This is a genomic window from Ferrovibrio sp. (genome assembly GCF_019636075.1).
Classification (GTDB): domain Bacteria; phylum Pseudomonadota; class Alphaproteobacteria; order Ferrovibrionales; family Ferrovibrionaceae; genus Ferrovibrio.
Genome location: NZ_JAHBYG010000001.1, coordinates 182,278 through 203,562 on the forward strand (window position 1 = coordinate 182,278; position 21,285 = coordinate 203,562).

Sequence of the window (21,285 nt, forward strand, 5' to 3'; positions counted from 1 at the left end):
GCTTTGGGCGGCCCGATTCGGGATTTCTGATGACACGCGCTTTTTTTGGCACCGATGGCATCCGTGGCCTCGCCAATGCCGAGCCGATGACCGCCGCCACCGCGTTGCGGGTCGGCATGGCCGCCGGCGCCTATTTCACCCGCGGCGAGCATCGCCACCGGGTGTTGATCGGCAAGGATACCCGCCTGTCCGGCTATATGCTGGAACCCGCGCTCACCGCCGGTTTCACCTCGGTGGGCATGGATGTGTTCCTGGTCGGCCCGATGCCCACGCCGGCCGTGGCCATGCTCACCCGTGCCCTGCGCTGCGATCTCGGCGTGATGATCTCGGCCTCGCATAATCCGTTTCACGATAACGGCATCAAGCTGTTCGGTCCCGATGGCTACAAGCTGTCGGATACGGCCGAAGCCGAGATCGAGGCGATGATCACCGGTCAGGCGCAGCCGGTGCTGGCGGCATCGGAAAAGCTCGGGCGTGCCAAGCGGCTGGACGATGCCGATGGCCGCTATATCGAATTCGCCAAGACCACGCTGCCCAAGGGGCAGAAGCTGGGCGGCCTGAAAGTGGTGGTCGATTGCGCCAATGGCGCGGCCTACAAGGTGGCGCCCGCCGTGCTGTGGGAATTGGAAGTTGATGTGATTTCCATCGGCGTGAAGCCCGATGGGTTCAACATCAACAGGCAATGCGGTTCCACGCATCCGGCCGCGCTGCAGGAAGCCGTGGTGGCCCATGGCGCCGATCTGGGCATAGCGCTGGATGGCGATGCCGACCGCGTGGTGATGGTGGACGAACGTGGCCAGGTGATCGATGGCGACCAGTTGATGGCCGTTGTGGCGGAAAGCTGGCTGGCCCAGGGCAAGCTGGCGCGCGGCGGCCTGGTGGCCACCATCATGTCCAACCTCGGGCTGGAGCGTTTCGTCAACGGCCTGGGGCTGGAATTGCGCCGCACCAAGGTGGGCGACCGCTATGTGCTGGAGGCGATGCGCGAGCATGGCTTCAATCTCGGCGGCGAACAGAGCGGCCATATCATCCTGTCGGATTTCGCCACTACGGGCGATGGCCTGGTGGCTGCCTTGCAGGTGCTGTCGGCATTGGCCGATTCCGGCAAGCGGGCATCTGAATTCTGTCGCCGCTTCCAGCCCTATCCGCAATTGCTGCGCAATGTGCGCCATTCCGGCGGCAAGCCGCAGGATGCACCGGATGTGCAGCGCGCCATCCAGGCCGGCGAAGCCAGGCTGGCCGGTTCGGGCCGCATCGTGATCCGCCCCAGCGGCACCGAACCGCTGATCCGCGTGATGGCGGAAGGCGAGGATGAAACGCTGGTTTCCGCGGTGGTGGACGAGATCGTTCGTGCGCTGGAGAAAGCCGCGGCATGAGCAATCCGTCGCGCGGCCGCGTGTTGATCGTGGCCGGTTCCGATTCCGGCGGCGGAGCCGGCATCCAGGCCGATATCAAGGCGGTGACCATGCTGGGCGGTTTCGCCGCCACGGCCATCACCGCGCTCACCGCGCAGAATACGCTCGGCGTGCATGGCGTGCATGAAGTGCCGGCCGCCTTCGTGGCCCAGCAGATGCGCGTGGTGCTGGAGGATATCGGCGCCGATGCGATCAAGACCGGCATGCTGAATTCGCCCAGCGTGATCGAGGCCATCGTGCGCGTGCTGGATGATGTGGCGCCGCATATTCCGCTGGTGGTGGATCCGGTGATGGTTGCCAAGGGCGGTGCGCGGCTGTTGCAGCCCGAAGCCGAGGTGGCGCTGATCGAACAACTGATCCCGCGGGCCACGATCATCACGCCCAACCTGCCCGAGGCCGAGGCGCTGATCGGCAAGGCGATTCCCGATGCCGCCGCGATGCCGGCTGCCGCGCATAGCCTGCTCGGGCTGCGGCCCAAGGCGGTGCTGCTCAAGGGCGGGCATCTCGATAGCAGCGAGTTGCTGGATCTGCTGCAAACGCCGGAAGGCGAGACGCGTTTCCTTGCTCAGCGGATCGACAGCCGCTCCACGCATGGCACGGGCTGCACGCTGGCATCCGCGATTGCCGCCGGGCTGGCTTTCGGCAAACCGCTCCGGCAGGCGGTGGCGGAAGCGCGCGATTATGTGCGCCAGGCCATGCTCACGGCGCCGGGCCTGGGCCAGGGCCATGGCCCGCTGAATCATGGTTGGCCGCTAAACCACTAGCGCAGAAAACACTAAGGCAGAACCAGGGCCAGCACGCCCATGCTGCACAGCAGGGTGAATAGCGCATAGCCGCCATAGCGGCGCAGGATAAGCCGCTCCTGGCCGGGAATGCCGGCAAATGCGCAGGCCATCGCCACCTTGCCGGGGAATATCGCCGTCATCGCGCCGGCCACGCTGTTTTGCAGGCCCAGCACCCAAAGCTCGGGGGCATTGATGGCCTGGGCGAGCGCGCTCTGGATCGGCAACAACAGGCCATTGACGGCGGATGTGGAGCCGGTCAGCGCACCCATCACCATGGCAAAGAGCGGACCGCCATAGGCTGCAGCACTGCCGGTATTCGCGCTCCAGCTTTGCGCCAGCGCATCGGCCATGCCGGTGCCGGTATAGATCCGCGCAATGGTGAGGAACACCACCATCGCGGCCACCGGCATGCGCGCGCCTTGCCAGGTCTGGCGCAACAGCCCGGGCAGCCGCGATGTCTCGCCGCGCAGCAACAGATCGGCAATCGCCAGCAGCAGCAGGATGCTGGCGGCGTGATACAGCAGGGGAAATGTCGGCAGGCTGTCGAATGGCCGCAAGACGGCAATGCCATTCAGCAGCGGCGCGATGCCGGGGATCAGGCGGCTGCCCAGCAACAGCAGCGCCAGCGCGCCATAGGCCAGCACGGTGCGTATCGGCGCCGCCTGCATCAGTCCTTCGCGCCAGGCCATCACGCCCAGTATCAGCGCGCAGGCAACCAGGCCTGAGGCTTCCACCGCGCCCAGCCAGTTGCCCAGGATCAGCAATCCGATCAGGCCCAGCAGATAGCCGGCCTCAACCAGCAGATCGCCGGGCGCCGGCTTGATGCCCTGGCGGTGCATCAGCAGCCAGAACCATGGCAGCAGCACCAGCACCAGCGGCGCGCTGGTGATCGAGGAATAGAAACCGAAATCCACCAGCGGCACATGGGCCAGCGATGCACCGATTTGCGTGCCTACGGCCAGGGCGCCCCAGGGCACCAGCATCTGGCAGAAGATGCTCAGCAATGCGGCGCTCAGCGGCGGAATGCCCAGGCGCAGCAATCCGCCGATAGCGGCGGCATAGCCGATGCCGAAGCCGATCGCGCTTTCCACGCAGGGGCCGGCCAGGAAGCAATAGAGAAAGACATGGCGGTGCAGTTTTCCGGGATCGATCGGCGCAGCCGCCATCGCCGCGCCTGCGGTGGGTTTGGTGTTGCCGCCGCTCAGCACCAGATGCAGAAACAGCCCGAACAACACGATGCTGCCGCCTTGCCAGGCCAGCCACACGCCTTTGGCCAGTTCCAGCGGCAGCATGGCCAGATAGCTTGCGGTGTCTGACGCGCCATAATAAGCGGCCAGCAATGTGGCCAGCAGCCCGAAGGCGCCGGCGCGCAGCAGCGGCATGCGGCTGGCCAGCACAAGGCCGGTTACCAGCAGAATCGGAGCGAGATAGATCAGCGCGGTCATGCTGTGCGGTGTATTATACCAAAGCCGCCTTACACAACACCCTGGCGTGCCTCCGGTGTGCGGTCGAGCAGGCCGCGCAGGCGGCGCAGGCCTTCGCGCAATTCGCTGCGATCGGGGCAGGGGGCCAGCGAGATGCGCACCCAGGCCGCCGGGTTGGAGCGATAATCGGGCACGAAGCTGGTGCAACTGGCGATCCGCACGCCCAGCATCAGCGCCTGGGCGGTGAAGTCATTCGGCCGCCAGGGCTCGGGCAGTTCCACATACACATGCAGGCTGCTGGGATGGCTGCGATAGGTGTGGCCGACCAGATATTCGGCGGCGATGCCCTGGCGGATGGCGGCTTCGGTACGCACCGATTCCAGCATCGCTTCGGCGGTGCCGTCCTCGATCCATTGCCGCACGATCTCCTGGTTCAGGCGGGGATTGTTCACCGCGATGGCATGCAGCACATCGCCGAAACGCTCGATCAAAGCCGGCGGTGCCGCCAGCCAGCCGACGCGCAGGCCCGGCGCCATGCATTTCGAGGCCGAGGCGATATACACCGTGCGTTCGGGCGCCAGCACGGCCAGCGGCAATGGCCGTTCGCGGATCACGAAACCATACACATCGTCTTCCACGATGGTGAGGTCGCGTTTGCGCGCCACGGCCACGATATCTTCGCGCCGCTTGGCCGACATGATGGCATTGGTGGGATTGTGCAAGGTGGGCTGGATCAACACGCTGCGCGCATTGGTACGCGCCGCGGCTTCGTCCAGCGCTTCGGGCAGCATGCCTTCGTCATCCATCGCCACGGCATGCAGGCGCGTCGAACGCTGCCGCGCATTTTCGTGGATGCCGCCATAGGTCAGCGATTCCACCAGCAGGGTTTCGCCCGGTTCGGCCAGACCCGAAATCGCCAGCGCCAGGGCCTGCTGGGCGCCGGCCGTGGCGATGATCTGATCGGGGCTCAGTTTCAGGCCGGTACGGCCGATCCATTGCGCGGCTGCCGCACGATGCGCCGGGTCGCCCAGCAGGCGGCTATAAGCCAGCAGATGCCCCACGCCGTCGCGCGCCGACAAATCGCGCAGGGTGCGCTGCATATGATGTTCGTAATCGGGCAGGCTGGGCTCGTTGCGCGACAATTCGATCAGCCCGGGGCTGCGCAGATCTGGCAATGCCGGCAGGTCGCTGGCCGCAGGATGCGGCATGGCCGGCTCGCGGCCCTGATGGCCGGCTTCCTGCGGCGGCTTCACGAAAGTGCCGCGCCCCACCTCGCCCGAAAGCAGGCCCTTTTGCTCCGCCAGCATGTAGCCACGGCTGACCGTACCCACCGTGACGCCCAGCTTCCAGGCCAGGTCGCGTTGCGGCGGCAGGCGGGTGCCGGGCGGCAATTCGCCCGAGCGCACGGCGGATTCAATCGCTGTGGCCAGGGCCTGATAGCGCGGGCCAGGGAATTGCTGCAGGTCGGGTGTCCATATTGTCATGGTGACAATATTTACATTGACGCCATTCAATCGTCAACATAGAAGTTCAATATCAGCATTGAAGGGGTTCAATGTTGCAATTTAAAGGCACAATGCAAGGAGATGGAGCGGTGTCATGGCTGAATGTATCGATACAATTGGACGGTCTGAGTATCTAGGCCCTGCCGAGCGGCTGGGTAGCACGCTGGGTCGGGCCATCGACAAGAGCCTTGCGGCTCTCGCCGGTATGGCGAGCACCATTGTGTATGGCCTGCTGGCTTGGCAGCGGCGGGCAGAGGAACGGGCGGTTCTGGCCGGCCTTTCCGAACGGCAACTCAAGGATATCGGCCTCAGCCGGGGGGATATTGCCGCCGAATCCGGCAAGCCTTTCTGGGTTCGATGAGGTGAGATTCGGAGTTTGATGCCAAACGGGCCGGCGCCGCGCGGGTGATACGATATCGCAGCGGCGCCAGTTCCCAACAAATCCTGCGGGGCCAGCATGCGTTTGCCGATCTATCAGGTTGATGCCTTCACCGACACGGTGTTTCGCGGCAATCCGGCGGCTATCGTGCCGCTGCAAAGCTGGCTGCCCGATGCCATGCTGCAGGCCATTGCCGCCGAAAACAATCTTGCCGAAACCGCCTTTTTCGTGCCGCAAGGCAGCGATGGCCGCTATCACCTGCGCTGGTTCACGCCCGAGGTGGAAGTGGATCTCTGCGGCCATGCCACGCTGGCAAGCGCCTGGTTGCTGCTGACCCGGCTGGTGCCGCATCTGCGCAAGGTGGAATTCGAAACCCGCAGCGGCTTGCTGCCGGTGACGCTGGATGGCGAAACCGGCCGGCTTGAAATGGATTTTCCCGCCCGTATCGCCGTGCCGGCAAACCCGCCGCCGGCTTTGCTGGAAGGCCTGGGGGCCGCGCCGGCCATCGTGCTGGAATCGGCGGCCTGGCTGGCGGTTTACGAGAGCGCCGATCAACTGCATGCGCTGAAACCCGATATGGCCCGGCTTGCCACGCTGGAAAAATACGGCGTGATCGCCACCGCGCCCGGCGACCGGCCCGGCGTGGATTGCGTCTCGCGCTTTTTCGCGCCGCGTGTCGGCGTACCGGAAGATCCGGTCACCGGCTCGGCCCATTGCACCATCGTGCCGTATTGGGCCGCGCGCCTGGGCCGCAGCCATATTCATGCCTATCAGGCATCCAAGCGCGGCGGGCATCTGTTCTGCCGGTTCGAGGGCGAGCGGGTGCGGCTGGCCGGCAGTTGCATGCCTTATCTTGAAGGCAGCATCACGGTGTGAGTTTCAGCCCGAGCCGGCGTCCCCCGGTTCGGGAAACTCGGGCGGGGCGTGTTCTCCCCTGTTGCGCGCCCCGCCCATCTTCCACACAATCATGCAATGGCGATGATCGAAATCAGGCAAGCGCATGGCGAGACGGATTTGGCGCGCGCGCGGTCGCTGTTTGTGGAATATGCCAATTCGCTGAATTTCAGTCTGTGCTTCCAGGGGTTCGATGCCGAACTGGCAACCCTGCCAGGCAAATACGCGCCGCCATCGGGTGCGTTGTTGCTGGCCTGGGTGGATGGCCATGCGATGGGAGTGGTCGCCTTGCGCGATCTTGGCGAGGGCATCGCCGAGATGAAGCGGCTCTATGTGAAGCCCCAGGCGCGTGGCCTGCAGCTTGGCCGCAAGCTTGCCGAAGCCATCATGGCCGAGGCCCGGGTCAGGGGCTATGGCCGCATGCGGATCGACACCTTGCAGCGCATGCAGACGGCCAATGCGCTGTATGATGCGCTTGGCTTCTACGAAATTCCGCCCTATACGCCGAACCCCGAACCCGATGTGCGCTACCGCGAAGTCGCGCTTTGATCGGAATTGCCCGGCATTTTTTGCCGCCAGGCATCAGCCGTTGCCCTGATTTTCGCCGATAACCGGGCTGCAATATTGTGGCAAGCAACTTGCTACGATCCTGGAAGACACAGGTTTTCCAGGAGACTGGCATGATCATCGACACCGCAATCCGCACGCCGTCCTTTCAGCAGAAAACGCCGGGCCCCTCGGCTGCGCCCAATGGCACCGCCTTCGCCGACATGCTCACCAAGGCTGCCGGCCTGGATCGCGATTTCACCCGCATGACGCCCAACGATATGAAGACGGCGGCGAAGAAGCTGTTCGATGACGGCAAGATCGACCTGCATCAACTGGGCATGCTGCAGATGGCCGGTCCGTTGGGCAAAGTCGGCCCGAATGGGCAATTCATCCCCTTCACGCCGGCCGAGAAGGCGCAGATCGACAATACGCCGGTCAATTACATCCAGATGACCAAGGATGCCATCGCCGGCATCGAAAGCCGTGGCCAGGCATCCAGCCCCACATCCGGCTATCGGGATTGGAAAGCCCTCAACGCGCTGCTGACGCAGCAGCAGGGCGTGCGCTAAGCCGCCTCGGTTTCCATATCGAGGATCGCCTGCTTCCGGTCCAGGCCCCAGCGATAGCCACCCAGGCTGCCATCGGAGCGCAAGGCACGATGGCAGGGCACCAGCAGGCCCAGGATATTGTTGGCGCAGGCCGAGCCCACGGCGCGGGATGCACGCGGCATGCCCAGCATCGCCGCGATCTGCGCATAGCTTCGCGTCTCGCCATGCGGTATTGCCTGCAAGGCCTGCCAGACGCGGATCTGAAACGGCGTGCCACGCAGATCCAGCGGCAGATTCTTCGGCAGCGCGCGTCCGTGCAGCAATGCCGTCATCGCCGCCAGCGCGGCATCGTTTGCGGCATCGTCGCGCAGCAGCGTGGCGGCAGGAAATTCGCTGTGCAATTCCGCCAGCATCGCGGCATCGTTTGCACCCAGCAGCAAGGCCGCGAGGCCGCGCGGGCTGCGCGCCAGCAGCACGCGGCCCAAGGAAGGCTTCAGCGGCCAGGCCTTCAGGGAATAGGTGAGGGTGAGGCCCTCGCCGCCGCGCTTGTAATCCGCCGGCGTCATGCCCAGCAGTTTGTCCGACTTTTCGTAAACCCGACTGGTGGCGCCGAAGCCTGCGCCGTAGATTGCCTGCGCCACGTCGGCACCGCCTTTCAATTCGCGTTTCAGGGTTTGCAGCCGCCGCGCCTCGGCATAGGCCTTGGGCGATAGCCCGAAGGCGGCGGCAAAGCGCCGTTGCAGATGGCTGGGGCTGGCATGCGCCGCCTTGCCCAACTCGGCCAGGCTGGGCGGTGCTTCGCCGGCATCGATGCGGGCATCGATCAGGGCGCGGGCGCGCAGCAGGCGTTTGTCATGCCCAGGCTGATCGGGCCGGCAGCGTTTGCACGCAAGCAACCCATCGGCGGCAGCCGCATCGGCGTCGGGATAGATGCGGATATTCTCCGGCTTGGGCGGTCGGCTGGGGCAGGAGGGATGGCAGAAAATGCCGGTGCTGCTCACCGCGTAGATGAAACGGCCATCCGCCCTGGCATCGTTAGCCAGGATGGCGGCGGTTTCGGCCTTGGTGGGCTGGCGGCCCTGCAATTTGCGCTGCTTGTTCATGGCCAGCAAATTAGGCCCGGGCGCCGCCGGACGCTATCCGGTTGTTGCGGGCTTCTCCGCCAGCAGCACGAAACCGGCCACGGCCAGGTCCTTGTCGCTCAGGGCGCGGAAGGGGGCGGCCAGTTTGGGGCGGATCGCCATCACGGCGGCCAGCGCCCGCATGCGGTCGGCTTCGGGCAGAGCGTCCCAGGGCAGGTTGGGATATTCGCTGGGCACGTCCACCAGGCGGGTGATGCCGAACCGCGCCGGCCAGCGCCGCTGCTGGACATGTTCGCGGTAGTAGGGCAGCAGGATGCGGTTGGGCCGCCCGGTCTGTTCGGCGATCAGGCGGTAGGTGGCGGGCGCGATGGTGAGGTAAGTCAGCGGGTGGTTGCCGGCGAACATGCCATGGTCGCGCAGATCCACCCGGTGCAGCAGCAAACCGCCGGGCTTCAGCCGCGCCCATTGGCTATCCAGCGAGGCCAGCGGATCGTCCAGATGCTCCAGCACCGCGCGCGAGAGCACCGCATCCATCGGCGCGCAATCGGTGAAATAACGCTCGGCCGGCATGCCGGGATGATAGGCCAGGTCGCGGATCGCGGCTTCGCTGGGCGGGCCATCGAACCGGCCGGCCAGATCGAAACGCTCGGCGAGGGCGCGATAGATCGCAGCCTGCGCTTCCGGATCGCGCCAGGGTGCGAATTTGTCGATGGCTTCCACAAACGTGGCGCCATGCTTCAGCAGCAGCAGCGCCACGCCGAAATTGTCGCCAGGGCCGATCTCCACCACCCGGCCGGCAATCGTCTTGCGGTCCGACCAGGCGAGATAATCGCGCCAGACCTTTTCGATATAGGCCAGGGAATCTTCGATATCCAGAGCGGCATGGCGCGTGCCGGAAGAGGTGGCGATATCGCCATGGCGCAGCCGGCGGCGGCGGCGCCATCCGTCGAAGATGTAATACAGGCTTGCTAGGCGTGGATTCTGCTTGATGAAATGGGCAAAAGACATTTCGACTCGTTCACGGGCAGCGCATTCATGGCTCCAGGCCCCATTCTATCGGCACAGGGATCGGATGATCCAGTAACATCTGGGCAAAAGCCTTGCCTTGCGGATCATTGCGCAAACTGGCGATTCCGCCACCGCCGAGAGAGTCTTTGAGCAGAAAATTCAGGCCATGGATGCCGGGCCATTCGTAACGCACCACATCGCCCTGGCAGAGATGGCGGAAATACTCTTTCACGGCTTCCGGGCTCAGGGCCGCGCGGATGGCGGGCAGGAAACGCGGCTCGCGGGCGATCACGCCGATATTGCTGTCGTTGCCCTTGTCGCCCGAACGCGCCCAGGCCAACCGGATCAGCGGCACATTCACCTGCGGCCCTCCCGGCACCTGCGGCCCGCCCGGCAGGCGCGCCGGATCGGGTTTGCCGGCCGGTCCGCCTTCGCCTCCGGTTTTCACCGGCGCCAATGTCAGCGGCTGGGCCGTGCCGTCGAAATCCAGCGCCAGCGGTATATCGGCCTTGGCGATGAAGCAGGAAAACAGCCGCACAACCGGTTGCGGCGAAGGGCGGCCGCCGAAAAAGCCGGTCGTGCCGGCGGCATAGGAAGTGCCCGCCGGGGCGATTTCGCGGGCGAATATCTCCAGCGCGGCCTTTTCGGCATGGCTGACCGCCAGTTTCATCACCACTTCGCGGCTTGCCAGCGCGCCTGCGGCGGCGTTGGGGCCATACATCGCCTCGCTGCCCAGGGTTTCGGTTTCCACCGCACGGTAATCGCCCAGATTCATCATCTGGAAAATCTTGCGGGTGCGGGTGAGGATGGCCTCTGCCGAGCGTTCGGCGCGGGCACGCGCCTCGCGACCGCCGATGGTGAGATGCGCCACGGCGCGGAAGCCATCCATATAGGTGGCGGAAACCTTATAACTGTCGGTGGGCGGGCGGCCTTTGGCGTTGCTGATGCGCACGCGGTTTTCGCCCACCTGTTCGATATGCACGGCGCTGAAATCGCAGGTCACATCAGGCAGCCGATAGGCCGCCGGATCGCCTATTTCGTAAACCAACTGCTCGCTGGCGGTGCCCACGCTCACCAGCCCGCCGGTGCCATCGGGCTTGGTCAGCACGAAGCTGCCGTCTTCCGATACCTCGGCCACCGGATAGCCGATGGCATCCCAACCCGGTACGTCGCGCCAATCGGTGAACAGGCCGCCGGTGGCCTGGGCGCCGCATTCCAGGATATGGCCCACCAGGCTGCCAGCCGAAAGCCGGTCCCAATCCTCTGCCGGCCAGCCGAATTCATGCATCAGCGGCCCAAGTGCCAGGGCGCTGTCAACGCAGCGGCCGGTGATCACGATGTCGGCTCCCCTGCTATCTGGCCCCCTGCCATCTGCCCCCCTGCCATTTGGGCTACCGGCAAGGGCGGCGGCAATCGGTCGGGCGCCCAGATAGGCATTCGCCGACATGAATTTGGCCGGTGCTTTTTCGCCCACCTGCATCGCCACCAGCGCGCTGCGATGGCGCTCGATATCCGGCATCAGGTCGTCGCCCAGCACCACCGCCACTTTCAGGTCCAGGCCGGCCTCGGCAATCATGGTACGGATCGCGGCGGCACAGGCGGCCGGGTTCACGCCGCCGGCATTGCTCACCACCTTCACCTTGCTGCGCGCCAGTTCGGGCAGGATACGCTTCATGGTCACGGCTACGAAATCGGTGGCGTAGCCCTGGCTCGGATCCTTGGCGCGCATGCGGGCCATGATCGACATGGTGATTTCTGCCAGGTAATCGAAGATCAGGTAATCCAGCTTGGCCTGGCGCAGCAATTGCGGCGCGCCGATCATGGAATCGCCCCAGAAGCCGGAAGCGCAGCCGATGCGGATGATTTTGCCGCCCATGATTTCCTCCCAAATTGTCGGAGACAGTCTAAACCCGGTTGACGGCAGAGCAATGGCTGTCCCAACGTCATGCCATGAAGAATCTCGCTCTCGGGCGTTTATCGGCAATACCGGCGCAGTTGGCGCGTTGGAGCCTGGACATGCTGTTGCCGCCGCGCTGCATGCTGTGCGGCGAAACCGTGGCCGAGCCGGGCCGGCTTTGCGCCGGCTGCTGGCCCATGCTGGATTTCATCGCCGAACCGCTTTGCCCCTGCTGCGGCACGCCGTTTACGCTGCCGGTGCCGGCCGGCATGCTATGCGGCGCCTGCCTGGCCAAGCCGCCGCGCTATCGCCGGGCCCGGGCGGCCCTGGTTTATGGCGGCGGCGGGCGCGACCTGGTGCTGCGTTTCAAGCGCGCCGACCGCACCGATCTGGCGCGTGGCCTGGCTGATTTGATGGCGCGGGCCGGGGCGGCCTTGCTGCAGGATGCCGATCTGATCGTGCCGGTGCCGTTGCATCGCGGCCGGCTGTGGCGCCGGCGCTACAACCAATCGGCTTTGCTGGCCCAGGCGCTGGCCCGGCGCAGCGGCAAGCCGGCGATACCCGATCTGTTGCAGCGCCTGCGCCCCACCCCAAGCCTGGGCGGATTGGGCCGGCAGGAGCGCCGCCGCGCGCTGGCCGGCGCGATCCGGGTGAATCCGGTGCGGCGCGAATTGCTGCGCGGCAAGAGCGTTTTGCTGATCGACGACGTATTCACCACCGGGGCCACGTCCGGCGCCTGCCTGCGCGCGTTGCAACAGGCCGGCGCGACGGCGGTGGATATTCTCACCCTGGCCCGCGTGGTGCGACCGGAGCTGGTTTGAGCCCGTTGTTTCCTTGCCGGGCCGCCCCATATAATCGGTAACGAAACAGCTTCCTCCGGATTTTCGCCATGCAGCCCATCACCATCTACACCACCATGCTCTGTCCCTATTGCGCCCGCGCCAAGGCTTTGTTGGAACGCAAGGGCGCCGCTTTCAATGAGATCGACGTTTCCTACGATCCGGCAACCCGCGCCAAGATGACCGAGCTGTCCGGCGGCCGCACCAGCGTGCCGCAGATCTGGATCGGCGAAACCCATGTAGGCGGTTGCGACGATCTCTATGCCCTGGATCGTGCCGGCAAACTCGATCCGCTGCTGCAGGCGGCCTGAGCCGGATGACGCGCCGCCGCTTTTCCGTTGCCTGCCTGCAGACCAATCTGCGCGACGATATGGCGGCGAATATCGCGCAAGTCTCGGCCCTGGCGCGCCAGGCCAAGGCGGCCGGCGCCGAACTGATCGCCACGCCGGAGAATTCCGGCTTCATGGGGCGCAATGCCGCGGCCTCGCTGGCGGCGGGGCGTTCGGAAGCCGAGCATCCGGCGCTGGCAGCCTATCGCGCTCTGGCGCACGAACTGCAAACCTGGCTGCTGGTGGGTTCGCTGGCGGTGCGCGAAGAGGGCGCCAACCGCAATGCCAACCGTTCGTATCTGTTGCAGCCCGATGGCGCGATCGCGGCGCGTTACGACAAGATCCATCTGTTCGATGTAGACCTGCCGAGCGGCGAAACCTATCGGGAGTCGAATTCGATTGCCGGCGGCGACATGGCTGTGCTCACGCCCACGCCCTTCGGCGCGCTGGGCATGACGGTCTGCTACGATCTGCGCTTTCCGCATCTCTATCGCGGTCTGGCCCAGGCCGGCGCGCAATTGCTCAGCATTCCGGCGGCCTTCACCCGCACCACCGGCGAGGCGCATTGGCATGTGCTGTTACGCGCGCGGGCCATCGAAACAGGCGCCTTCGTGATCGCGCCGGCGATGTGGGGCGATCATCCCGCCGCGCGCCAGACCTATGGCCATTCGCTGATCGTGGATCCCTGGGGCCGCGTGCTGGCCGATGCCGGCGAAGGCGTGGGCCTGTGCATGGCCGAGATCGACCTGGCGGAAGTGGACAAGGCCCGGGCGCAGATTCCCGCCTGGAACAGCAACACCGATTATGCGAGTCCGACCAGCCTGGCCAGCGGATCGTAGAAGGCCGGCGTTGTTGCCAGCACCGGATTGCCGCGATTGAGGCCGTCATTGGCCAGGAAGTCGTTCTGTCGCCCGCCGGCTTCCGATACCAGCAGCAATCCGCCCAGCACATCCCAGGAATTCAGCCGGCTTTCGTAAAAGCCATCCAGCCGCCCATCGGCCACATAGGCCAGGCCCAGTGCGCCCGAACCCAGCCGGCGGTATTCGCAGCCCTTCAGCAGCAGCGCATCGATGGCGCCCACATGCAATTCGCGCGGCAGGGTATGGCCATAGCCGAGCCCGATATTGCCCTGGCGGAAATCGCCGGCGCCGGTTACGTGCATCGGCTGGCCGTTGCGCTTGGCGCCATGGCCGCGCCGGCCGGCGAAGAGTTCGTCATGCATGGGATCGTAGATCAGGCCCAGCTCTAACCGGCCCTCATGCACCAGGGCCATCGAGATGCACCAGAAAGGAATGCCGCGCAGGAAATTGGCGGTGCCGTCGATCGGATCGATCACCCACACGCTGTGGCCGGCATCGCCATGGCCCTTGCTGTCGTAGCGGCCGCCTTCTTCGCCCAGGATGCCATCCTGCGGGCATTCCAGCCCGAGACGCGATACGATCAGCGCCTCGGTTTCCTTGTCGGCGCGGCTGACAAAATCCTGCGCGCCCTTGGTCTCGATGGTCAGGCTGTGGCGATTTTCAAAATAGGCGCGGGCCAGCTTGCCCGCTTCGCGGATGATTTCTTCGGCCAGATGCAGGCGCCGCTCGATACCATCTCCGCCCATTATTGCCTCCCGCGCATTCATGGGCTGCGTGTCGGCATGCGTGCCTGCGACCCTGGCGGCATGTTTGCCGGCAACCCTGGCGGAGTCTCTCATTGATGGCCCGCCAGGGCAATGCGGGCGTCATATCCGATACCCACCAGATGGATATCGGAAACAACAGCAGGATCAGGCGGCAGCAGCCTCGTCGCTGGCTTCGACCGCGGTTTCGTTGGTCTGGGCGCGGGCGGCGGTCTTCACCAGTTCGAGGATGCTGGTGCGCAGGTTCATGTCGGTCAACATGCCGAAATGGCGCACCAGTTCCAGCGCCTGGCGCTGCGAGGCCTCGCCGTAATCGAAGCTGTTGCTGGGCTTGGCCGGCGCGCTGCCGGATTCGCCATCGGTGGGTTGGATGCCGTCGAAGAAATAGGCCGGGGTTACATTCAGGATGGTGGAGAACTGCATCAGGCGGCTGGCGCCGATACGATTCAGGCCCTTCTCATACTTCTGCACCTGCTGGAAGGTCACGCCCACCGCCTCGCCAAGGCGGCCCTGGCTCATGCCGGCGAGAGTGCGGGCCTGGCGCAGACGCTGGCCCACCTGGATATCATACGGGCTGGGACCCAACTGACGACGCTTGCTCATAACTGCTACTCCTCAAGGTTCAAGTTCACAACTGAACAACTGACAGCGACTGAAGGACCGATCCTCAGCGCAGCTGCCTCGGCCTGACCTGACCTGGGCCTTAGGTTGTGTAGAACCCTCGGCCGTCGCACTAGGCAGACGGGTGTTTTTTGCTGCGGAATCATATCCGGATGAGAAAAGTATAGTGGGACGAATCCCGATTGGGAAAGGGAAAAACGCCCCATCAAACAATTTCTTGAGAAAATTACGACGCCAGAATAGTTAGCCACACGTAATACTGAATAGTTCCATGTAGTAATGAGAGTATGGCTGTTCCACTGAATAGTACTGCATCAAAAAAAGCGATCTTAATGACTGTCTCACTTCAACAACTCAGCAGAGAATATCATGCGCGCCAACGATGAACTGTCTCACTAATTTTATTTCAGGGGATCGATTTACACAAAATCTTACAGTCTGTCGCACAAATGCAATTTCTCTAATTACGTGTATATGGTGATCTTCCGAAGCCTGGTTCTGGCGCAGCGGATAAGTCGGTCGGAGGGCCTGGTTGCGGTCCGCTTCAGCTTTTGTGTATCAATGTATACAATGAATTGACTGTCAAGATTGATTTTTTTGCGGGTTGGCCTGAAAGCCTCAACGAGGCATGGCCTGGGATATGCCGAGTGTTTGGCGGGTTGGGCCGCAGGCTGTGGCATTACTCGGAAGACGGGTAAATTTGTGTCGACAATTGATGTAGTGGCGCCGGCGGGCGCTACGCCTTAGGCTTGTGGGCGGGCGGAGTCTGCACGGTGTTACGCCATGGCCGCCCCGGTAGGCTGCCTGGAAACGGCCCAGAGAATGCTCAGCTTTTCGCGGCGCGGGCTTCTGGCCAATTCTGCTCCTGGCCCTGATCCCAGACCGGCTCGCGGCCGAGCCCCTCGCTGCTGAAGGCGGAGGCCCAAAGCCCGGGATGATCCTCGGTGCCGCTCAAATCCCGTTCACGCAGCAACCAGAACAGCAAAGCCTTGCGGCGCGGTGCGGGCAGGGCGGCAAACAGCGACAATAATTGTGCCGCTTGGCCGTGCAGCGGGGATTCACGCGGCACTGACAGCGATAGATTGCCCTCGGCATCGATAGAACGGGCAAACATATCAGTCTGCTGAGTGCCGGTAAGCGCAGCGATGCCTGTATTTACAGGCGTGCCGGGCATTGCGCAGGCCAGGGCATCGGTATGGCCTTTTGCAGATTGTGCTGCATTGAGGGCGGGCAACACAGAGGTGTTGCGGTTGCTGCCGGTGAGTTCCTGCAAGGGTACGCCCAGAACCTGGGCCAACCGCTCCAACCGCTCAGCCGAAGGGTGCCGTGCCCGGCCGCGCATGATATCGCGCACATAGGAGGCGTGCAGGCCGGCTGCTTGCGAAAGCGGCGCCGGGCGCCAGCCCTGGCGCTGCATCAGGCGCTTCAGGTTTTGCATCAAGGGGGTTTCGTAGGAAGGGGCGATTTCCGACGAGAGCTGAGCTTTTGAGAAGCGCTGCGCTTTTGAGGGGCGCGGCGCTTTCGAGCTATGCGGTGTTTTCAAGGATTGATCCTTGATGGCGTGTTTTTTCATGGCAGCTTGCATCCCGCTATCCCGCATAGAATAGGGAAAATTCTTGCTTTGTGCGATGGATTTTTCACGATCTGGTTTTACAGATGCGGTTGTACTACCCCTAAAAAGGAATATTTTGATCTATTGTCCCCCTTTATGTTCTTATCTGTTAAACTTTGGTCGAGCCGCGTTGCAATTAAAGAGACAATCATCGACTCATCAGAGACATTATAAAGTACAAAAAAATCATATATTTGAAACAAGTATGCTTGTTCTATAACAATAATTTATTACAATTGTTTGCCATTGCAAATATGGGCAAATTCAGCCGGGTCGCGATTTTTAGGTATGAAACAAGGATCGTTCCCGTATTGATCCTATGCGTCCCGCATGCAACCGGCGCTTATGCACGTCCAATTATATCGGCGCGACGGTATCCCTGGGCATAGAGCAGGGCGGTCAGGTCGCCGTGGCGCACATTCAGCCTGGCTTGGGCCCGCACATTGGGCTTGGCCCGGAAAGCGATGCCCATGCCGGCGGCCAGCAGCATGCTGAGGTCGTTGGCGCCATCGCCCACGGTGAGGCAATCGGCGTCGGTCACGCCCTGTTGCGTGGCGATCCGTTGCATCGCCTGCAGCTTCGCATCCCGGCCCAGGATCGGCTCGCGCACGGTGCCGGCCAGTTTGTCGAAGGTGACCACCAAATGGTTGGCCTGCTGCTCATCGAAGCCCAGTTCGGCCTGGATGCGCCGGGTGTAATGGTCGAAACCGCCGGAAACCAATGCGCAATACACCCCGTGATGCTTCAGAGTGCGCAGCAGGGTGGAGGCGCCGGGCATCAGCTTGATATTGCTGCCGGCACGGTCCAGCAGATCGTCCGGCAGGCCTTTCAGCAGCGCCACGCGCTCGCGCAGGGCGGTGTCGAAATTCAGTTCGCCATTCATGGCGCGGCGGGTGATATCGGCAATGCCTGGGCCCAGATTGGCGATTTCGGCCAGTTCATCGATCATCTCGTTGCGGATGATGGTGCTTTCCATATCGGCCACCAGCACCTTTTTGCGGCGGTTCTCGGCATCCACCAGCAGCAGGTCCACCGGCGCGCCGCGCAGGGCGGTTTCGGCTGCCTTGATCACGGCTTCGCGGCCCAGCCGCTCATAGCCGATATCGCAGGCAATGCCCTGATCCAGCCAATCCGGCTTGGCCACCTTGGCGCCGGCCAGGGCCAGGGCGTCGCGCACCGCCCCAACCATGCGCTCGCTTAAAGCGGAGCCATGCGGATCGACGATCAGGGTGAGAAGGTTTTGCATGGCGGCGTCCCACTGTATGAAATACGGATGACCGATATACCTGCCGATCTGCCGCTTGTCATCGTTGCCGGGCCCACTGCCAGCGGCAAGTCGGCGCTTGGGCTGGCGATAGCCGAGCATTTCGGCGGCGATGTGATCAATGCCGACAGCATGCAGGTCTATCGCGACCTGCGGATTCTTTCCGCGCGTCCCACGCCGGAGGAAGAAGCCCGCCTGCCGCACCGGCTTTATGGCGTGCTGGATGGCGCAGACCATGGCACGGCGGCGCGCTGGCGCGGCCTGGCGCGGCAGGCGATTGCCGAAACTGCCGCCAAAGGCCGGCTGCCGGTGCTGGTGGGCGGCACCGGCATGTATTTGCGCGGGCTGCTGGAAGGCATGGTAGAGGTGCCGCCGATCCCGGAAGCAGCGCGCCGGCAGGCGCAGGCCATGCTGAGCGCCGAAGGCGCGGCCGCGCTGCATGCCCGGCTGGATGCGGAAACCGCGGCGCAACTGCAGCCGCATGACAGCCAGCGGGTGTTGCGCGCCACCGAAGTGCTGCTGGGCACCGGTAAGGGCCTGGCTGCCTGGCGCCTGGCCGGCAATGCGCCAGGCCTGGCCAATCCGGTGGCCTGGATTCTGCTGCGGCCGCCGCGCGCCGCGCTTTATGCGCGGATAGACCGGCGTTTCGAGGCGATGATGGCGGCCGGGGCGCTGGACGAGGCCCGTGCGGTGGCCGCGCGGCAGGATCTGCCGGCGGATGCCCCGATGCGCAAGGCCCATGGCCTGCCGGAATTGCTGGAACACCTGGCGGGCAGGATTTCGCTGGCCGAAGCCATCCGAATAGGGCAGCTTAATACGCGGCATTACGCCAAGCGGCAGACCACCTGGTTTCGGCACCAATTGGTGCCCCGAGCGGCTGATTGCCTGCTGGTTGAGGAAACCGACCTTGGCGAGAAAGAAAATTTCAAGCCAGAGGCAAAAATCTTTCCATTCATTGTGAGATACCTGTTGACCATGCGGTGGCCCGCCGTATAGGTTGGCCCGCTTTTTCGAGGGGGCGGATGGTTTTTCGCCCCTTTTTTGCCAGTGCAACACCCAGAACAATACTCAGGGCAACACAAGGAATGGAGTTATGGCTACCGAACAGCGTGAAAAGCAGACCATGTCCGGCGCGGAGCTGGTGATCAAGGCGCTTGTAGATCAGGGCGTCGAGGTCATTTTCGGCTATCCGGGCGGCGCGGTATTGCCGATTTACGATGCGCTGTTCAAGCAGAATGCCATTCGCCACATCCTGGTGCGTCACGAGCAGGGTGCGGTGCATGCCGCGGAAGGTTATGCGCGGTCCACCGGCAAGCCCGGCGTGGTGCTGGTCACCTCCGGCCCCGGCGCCACCAATGCGGTGACCGGCCTGACCGATGCGCTGCTGGATTCCATCCCGGTGATCTGCCTCACCGGCCAGGTGGCCACCCATCTGATCGGCTCGGATGCCTTCCAGGAATGCGATACCACCGGCATCACCCGGCCCTGCACCAAGCATAATTACCTGGTGAAGAATGCCGAAGATCTTGCCCGCGTGGTGCATGAGGCGTTTTACGTCGCCACCAATGGCCGCCCCGGCCCGGTGGTGATCGATCTGCCCAAGGATGTGCAGGTGCAGCAGGGCCATTACACCGGCCCGCAGAATGTGCGCCACAAGACCTATCGTCCGCGTGTCGAGGGCGAGGCCGACAAGATCCGCCAGGCCGTCGAGCTGATGGCCAAGGCCGAGCGGCCGATCTTCTATACCGGCGGCGGCATCATCAATGCCGGCCCGAAGGCTTCGGAATTGCTGCGCGAATTGGTGAAGCTGACCGGTTTCCCGGTCACCAACACGCTGATGGGGCTTGGCGCGGTGTCTGGTACCGACAAGCATTTCCTCGGCATGCTGGGTATGCATGGCACCTGGGAAGCCAATCATGCCATGCATGATTGCGATGTGATGATCAATATCGGCGCGCGTTTCGATGATCGCATCACCGGTCGGCTGAATGCGTTTTCGCCGGGCTCCACCAAGATCCATGTGGATATCGACCCGTCGTCGCATAACAAAACCGTGCGTGCCGATCTCTGCATCGTGGGCGATGCCTGCCGGGTGCTGGAGCAGATGATCTCCGCGTGGAAAGAAGGCGGCTTCAAGCCGAATACCAAGGCGGTGAAGAAATGGTGGGCGCAGATCGATCAATGGCGCGCCCGCGATTGCCTGCATTTCACCCAGGGCAAGGATATCATCAAGCCGCAATACGCCATCCAGCGGCTGTATGAGAAGACCAGGAACCGCGACACCTTCATCACCACCGAGGTGGGCCAGCACCAGATGTGGGCGGCGCAGTATTACAAGTTCGAGCAGCCCAATCGCTGGATGACCTCGGGCGGCCTGGGCACCATGGGCTATGGCCTGCCGGCCGCCATCGGCGTGCAACTCGGCCATCCCGGCAAGCTGGTTGTGGATATCGCCGGCGAGGCCTCGATCCTGATGAATATCCAGGAGCTGGGCACGGCGGCGCAATTCCGCCTGCCGGTGAAGGTGTTCGTGCTCAATAACGAATATATGGGCATGGTGCGCCAATGGCAGCAATTGCTCCATGGCGGCCGCTATTCCCAGAGCTATTCGGAATCTCTGCCCGATTTCGTGAAGCTGGCCGAGGCCTTCCATTGCGTGGGCCTGCGCTGCACCAACCCTGCCGATCTCGATGGGGTCATCGACGAGATGATCAAGATCGACCGGCCGGTGCTGGTCGATGTAGCGGTCGACAAGGCCGAGAATTGTTTCCCGATGGTGCCTTCGGGCGCTGCCCATAACGAGATGATCCTTCCCGATCAGCCGGCCTCCGCCCCGGGGGCTTCGGTGAGCGAGGAAGGCATGGCGCTGGTCTAGGTCAGCGATTTCAATCCGGATACCCAGTCATGTCAGCGCAAGCCGCTTTGCCGATCCAATCTCACATCCTGTCCATCCTGGTGGATAACGAGCCGGGCATCCTTGCCCGTATCGTCGGCCTATTCTCGGGCCGTGGCTATAATATCGAGAGCCTCACGGTGGCCGAGGTGAACAACGCCGCCCATCTCTCGCGCATCACCATCGTCACCTCCGGCCCGGCGCCGGTGATCGAGCAGATCAAGGCCCAGTTGGGCCGCCTGGTGCCGGTGCATAATGTGCACGATCTCACTGTGGAAGGTCCGCATGTGGCGCGCGAACTGGCGCTGATCAAGGTGGCCGGCAGCGGCGAGAAGCGGGTGGAAAGCCTGCGCATCGCCGATATCTTCCGTGCGCGCGCGGTGGACAGCACCATCGAATCCTTCGTTTTTGAAGTGACCGGCACCACCGAGAAGGTCGATGCCTTCATCAAGCTGATGCAGCCGCTCGGCCTGGTGGATGTATCGCGCACCGGCGTGGTGGCGATCAGCCGCGGCGCCACGCCACTTTAAGAATCACGCCACTTTAAGACTTCAGAGAATAGACCGCTTCGACTATTCCAAACCCCGAGAAGCAACAACCAGAACGCAGTACCTCAA

The 21,285-nt window shown here is 63.6% G+C and carries 21 protein-coding genes; 12 read left to right on the top strand and 9 right to left on the bottom strand.

Annotated features, from left to right (window positions below):
- Positions 1 to 29 precede the first annotated feature (29 nt).
- Both glmM and thiD read left to right on the top strand, forming a co-directional pair.
- Positions 30 to 1,376, top strand: a complete 1,347-nt coding sequence (gene glmM, locus KF827_RS00870; RefSeq protein WP_290998334.1) for a phosphoglucosamine mutase — start codon at positions 30 to 32, stop codon at positions 1,374 to 1,376.
- Positions 1,373 to 2,179: a bifunctional hydroxymethylpyrimidine kinase/phosphomethylpyrimidine kinase gene (gene thiD / locus KF827_RS00875; RefSeq protein WP_290998338.1), complete on the top strand. Its 807-nt coding sequence runs from the start codon at positions 1,373 to 1,375 to the stop codon at positions 2,177 to 2,179. The genes glmM and thiD overlap by 4 nt, the downstream gene beginning before the upstream one ends.
- Before the next feature lie 11 nt (positions 2,180 to 2,190).
- Here the strand turns inward: thiD and KF827_RS00880 are convergent, their stop codons facing one another.
- Complete coding sequence (locus tag KF827_RS00880; protein WP_290998342.1) at positions 2,191 to 3,645, bottom strand: L-lactate permease; 1,455 nt, start codon at positions 3,643 to 3,645, stop codon at positions 2,191 to 2,193.
- A gap of 29 nt (positions 3,646 to 3,674) precedes the next feature.
- A complete protein-coding gene (locus tag KF827_RS00885) occupies positions 3,675 to 5,108 on the bottom strand; it encodes a PLP-dependent aminotransferase family protein (protein WP_290998344.1) in 1,434 nt (477 codons plus the stop codon).
- A 115-nt stretch (positions 5,109 to 5,223) separates the two neighbouring features.
- On the opposite strand from KF827_RS00885, the gene KF827_RS00890 reads away from it, so the two are divergent.
- The 4 genes from KF827_RS00890 to KF827_RS00905 all read left to right on the top strand — a co-directional run bounded on the left by KF827_RS00890 (position 5,224) and on the right by KF827_RS00905 (position 7,520).
- Positions 5,224 to 5,490 (top strand): DUF1127 domain-containing protein, encoded by a 267-nt coding sequence (locus KF827_RS00890; RefSeq protein WP_290998347.1) that lies wholly within the window; start codon positions 5,224 to 5,226, stop codon positions 5,488 to 5,490.
- Positions 5,491 to 5,586: 96 nt separating this feature from the next.
- Positions 5,587 to 6,384 carry a PhzF family phenazine biosynthesis protein gene (locus tag KF827_RS00895; protein WP_290998350.1) on the top strand — a complete coding sequence of 266 codons (798 nt, stop codon included), beginning with the start codon at positions 5,587 to 5,589 and terminating at the stop codon, positions 6,382 to 6,384.
- Between the two features lie 96 nt (positions 6,385 to 6,480).
- Positions 6,481 to 6,951: a GNAT family N-acetyltransferase gene (locus KF827_RS00900; protein WP_290998354.1), complete on the top strand. Its 471-nt coding sequence runs from the start codon at positions 6,481 to 6,483 to the stop codon at positions 6,949 to 6,951.
- A gap of 131 nt (positions 6,952 to 7,082) precedes the next feature.
- Positions 7,083 to 7,520, top strand: a complete 438-nt coding sequence (locus KF827_RS00905; RefSeq protein ID WP_290998357.1) for a hypothetical protein — start codon at positions 7,083 to 7,085, stop codon at positions 7,518 to 7,520.
- Here KF827_RS00905 and ada read toward each other — a convergent pair.
- Genes ada through KF827_RS00920 form a run of 3 tightly spaced genes read right to left on the bottom strand, consistent with a single transcriptional unit; the run spans position 7,517 to position 11,465 of the window.
- Complete coding sequence (gene ada, locus KF827_RS00910) at positions 7,517 to 8,602, bottom strand: bifunctional DNA-binding transcriptional regulator/O6-methylguanine-DNA methyltransferase Ada (protein WP_290998361.1); 1,086 nt, start codon at positions 8,600 to 8,602, stop codon at positions 7,517 to 7,519. The genes KF827_RS00905 and ada overlap by 4 nt on opposite strands.
- Before the next feature lie 33 nt (positions 8,603 to 8,635).
- A complete protein-coding gene (locus tag KF827_RS00915; RefSeq protein WP_290998369.1) occupies positions 8,636 to 9,589 on the bottom strand; it encodes a methyltransferase domain-containing protein in 954 nt (317 codons plus the stop codon).
- A gap of 25 nt (positions 9,590 to 9,614) precedes the next feature.
- Positions 9,615 to 11,465: an acyclic terpene utilization AtuA family protein gene (locus KF827_RS00920; protein ID WP_290998371.1), complete on the bottom strand. Its 1,851-nt coding sequence runs from the start codon at positions 11,463 to 11,465 to the stop codon at positions 9,615 to 9,617.
- Positions 11,466 to 11,539: 74 nt separating this feature from the next.
- On the opposite strand from KF827_RS00920, the gene KF827_RS00925 reads away from it, so the two are divergent.
- From KF827_RS00925 to KF827_RS00935, 3 genes are all read left to right on the top strand, one after another.
- A complete protein-coding gene (locus KF827_RS00925; RefSeq protein WP_290998373.1) occupies positions 11,540 to 12,307 on the top strand; it encodes a ComF family protein in 768 nt (255 codons plus the stop codon).
- 68 nt (positions 12,308 to 12,375) lie between these two features.
- Entirely contained in the window at positions 12,376 to 12,636 is a 261-nt protein-coding gene (gene grxC / locus KF827_RS00930; protein WP_290998375.1) for a glutaredoxin 3, read from the top strand.
- Positions 12,637 to 12,641: 5 nt separating this feature from the next.
- Positions 12,642 to 13,493 carry a carbon-nitrogen hydrolase family protein gene (locus KF827_RS00935; protein WP_290998379.1) on the top strand — a complete coding sequence of 284 codons (852 nt, stop codon included), beginning with the start codon at positions 12,642 to 12,644 and terminating at the stop codon, positions 13,491 to 13,493.
- On the opposite strand, the gene KF827_RS00940 is transcribed toward KF827_RS00935, so the two are convergent.
- The 4 genes from KF827_RS00940 to serB form a co-directional block, all read right to left on the bottom strand.
- Entirely contained in the window at positions 13,457 to 14,260 is an 804-nt protein-coding gene (locus KF827_RS00940; protein ID WP_290998382.1) for an inositol monophosphatase, read from the bottom strand. The two genes, KF827_RS00935 and KF827_RS00940, sit on opposite strands and share 37 nt — an antisense overlap.
- 165 nt (positions 14,261 to 14,425) lie before the next feature.
- On the bottom strand, positions 14,426 to 14,881 hold the full coding sequence (locus KF827_RS00945) for a helix-turn-helix transcriptional regulator (protein WP_290998385.1): 456 nt from the start codon (positions 14,879 to 14,881) through the stop codon (positions 14,426 to 14,428).
- An 844-nt stretch (positions 14,882 to 15,725) separates the two neighbouring features.
- A complete protein-coding gene (locus KF827_RS00950) occupies positions 15,726 to 16,472 on the bottom strand; it encodes a helix-turn-helix transcriptional regulator (RefSeq protein WP_290998388.1) in 747 nt (248 codons plus the stop codon).
- A 382-nt stretch (positions 16,473 to 16,854) separates the two neighbouring features.
- Positions 16,855 to 17,757, bottom strand: coding sequence for a phosphoserine phosphatase SerB (serB, locus tag KF827_RS00955; protein WP_290998392.1), 903 nt, complete (start codon positions 17,755 to 17,757; stop codon positions 16,855 to 16,857).
- 27 nt (positions 17,758 to 17,784) lie between these two features.
- On the opposite strand from serB, the gene miaA reads away from it, so the two are divergent.
- From miaA to ilvN, 3 genes are all read left to right on the top strand, one after another.
- Entirely contained in the window at positions 17,785 to 18,771 is a 987-nt protein-coding gene (gene miaA, locus KF827_RS00960; RefSeq protein WP_290998395.1) for a tRNA (adenosine(37)-N6)-dimethylallyltransferase MiaA, read from the top strand.
- Between the two features lie 97 nt (positions 18,772 to 18,868).
- Positions 18,869 to 20,650, top strand: a complete 1,782-nt coding sequence (locus KF827_RS00965; protein WP_290998400.1) for an acetolactate synthase 3 large subunit — start codon at positions 18,869 to 18,871, stop codon at positions 20,648 to 20,650.
- Positions 20,651 to 20,679: 29 nt separating this feature from the next.
- Complete coding sequence (gene ilvN / locus KF827_RS00970; protein ID WP_290998403.1) at positions 20,680 to 21,198, top strand: acetolactate synthase small subunit; 519 nt, start codon at positions 20,680 to 20,682, stop codon at positions 21,196 to 21,198.
- Positions 21,199 to 21,285 lie beyond the last annotated feature (87 nt).

What these genes read in the sequence shown, in the direction of transcription:
- KF827_RS00915 (WP_290998369.1), bottom strand. Translation starts at nt 9,589, where the DNA reads ATGTCTTTTGCCCATTTCATCAAGCAGAATCCACGCCTAGCAAGCCTG.
- serB (WP_290998392.1), bottom strand. Translation starts at nt 17,757, where the DNA reads ATGCAAAACCTTCTCACCCTGATCGTCGATCCGCATGGCTCCGCTTTA.
- KF827_RS00920 (WP_290998371.1), bottom strand. Translation starts at nt 11,465, where the DNA reads ATGGGCGGCAAAATCATCCGCATCGGCTGCGCTTCCGGCTTCTGGGGC.
- KF827_RS00880 (WP_290998342.1), bottom strand. Translation starts at nt 3,645, where the DNA reads ATGACCGCGCTGATCTATCTCGCTCCGATTCTGCTGGTAACCGGCCTT.
- ada (WP_290998361.1), bottom strand. Translation starts at nt 8,602, where the DNA reads ATGAACAAGCAGCGCAAATTGCAGGGCCGCCAGCCCACCAAGGCCGAA.
- miaA (WP_290998395.1), top strand. Translation starts at nt 17,785, where the DNA reads ATGACCGATATACCTGCCGATCTGCCGCTTGTCATCGTTGCCGGGCCC.
- KF827_RS00925 (WP_290998373.1), top strand. Translation starts at nt 11,540, where the DNA reads ATGAAGAATCTCGCTCTCGGGCGTTTATCGGCAATACCGGCGCAGTTG.
- KF827_RS00890 (WP_290998347.1), top strand. Translation starts at nt 5,224, where the DNA reads ATGGCTGAATGTATCGATACAATTGGACGGTCTGAGTATCTAGGCCCT.
- grxC (WP_290998375.1), top strand. Translation starts at nt 12,376, where the DNA reads ATGCAGCCCATCACCATCTACACCACCATGCTCTGTCCCTATTGCGCC.
- KF827_RS00885 (WP_290998344.1), bottom strand. Translation starts at nt 5,108, where the DNA reads ATGACAATATGGACACCCGACCTGCAGCAATTCCCTGGCCCGCGCTAT.
- KF827_RS00950 (WP_290998388.1), bottom strand. Translation starts at nt 16,472, where the DNA reads ATGAAAAAACACGCCATCAAGGATCAATCCTTGAAAACACCGCATAGC.
- KF827_RS00945 (WP_290998385.1), bottom strand. Translation starts at nt 14,881, where the DNA reads ATGAGCAAGCGTCGTCAGTTGGGTCCCAGCCCGTATGATATCCAGGTG.
- KF827_RS00935 (WP_290998379.1), top strand. Translation starts at nt 12,642, where the DNA reads ATGACGCGCCGCCGCTTTTCCGTTGCCTGCCTGCAGACCAATCTGCGC.
- KF827_RS00965 (WP_290998400.1), top strand. Translation starts at nt 18,869, where the DNA reads ATGGCTACCGAACAGCGTGAAAAGCAGACCATGTCCGGCGCGGAGCTG.
- KF827_RS00895 (WP_290998350.1), top strand. Translation starts at nt 5,587, where the DNA reads ATGCGTTTGCCGATCTATCAGGTTGATGCCTTCACCGACACGGTGTTT.
- KF827_RS00900 (WP_290998354.1), top strand. Translation starts at nt 6,481, where the DNA reads ATGGCGATGATCGAAATCAGGCAAGCGCATGGCGAGACGGATTTGGCG.
- thiD (WP_290998338.1), top strand. Translation starts at nt 1,373, where the DNA reads ATGAGCAATCCGTCGCGCGGCCGCGTGTTGATCGTGGCCGGTTCCGAT.
- glmM (WP_290998334.1), top strand. Translation starts at nt 30, where the DNA reads ATGACACGCGCTTTTTTTGGCACCGATGGCATCCGTGGCCTCGCCAAT.
- KF827_RS00940 (WP_290998382.1), bottom strand. Translation starts at nt 14,260, where the DNA reads ATGGGCGGAGATGGTATCGAGCGGCGCCTGCATCTGGCCGAAGAAATC.
- ilvN (WP_290998403.1), top strand. Translation starts at nt 20,680, where the DNA reads ATGTCAGCGCAAGCCGCTTTGCCGATCCAATCTCACATCCTGTCCATC.
- KF827_RS00905 (WP_290998357.1), top strand. Translation starts at nt 7,083, where the DNA reads ATGATCATCGACACCGCAATCCGCACGCCGTCCTTTCAGCAGAAAACG.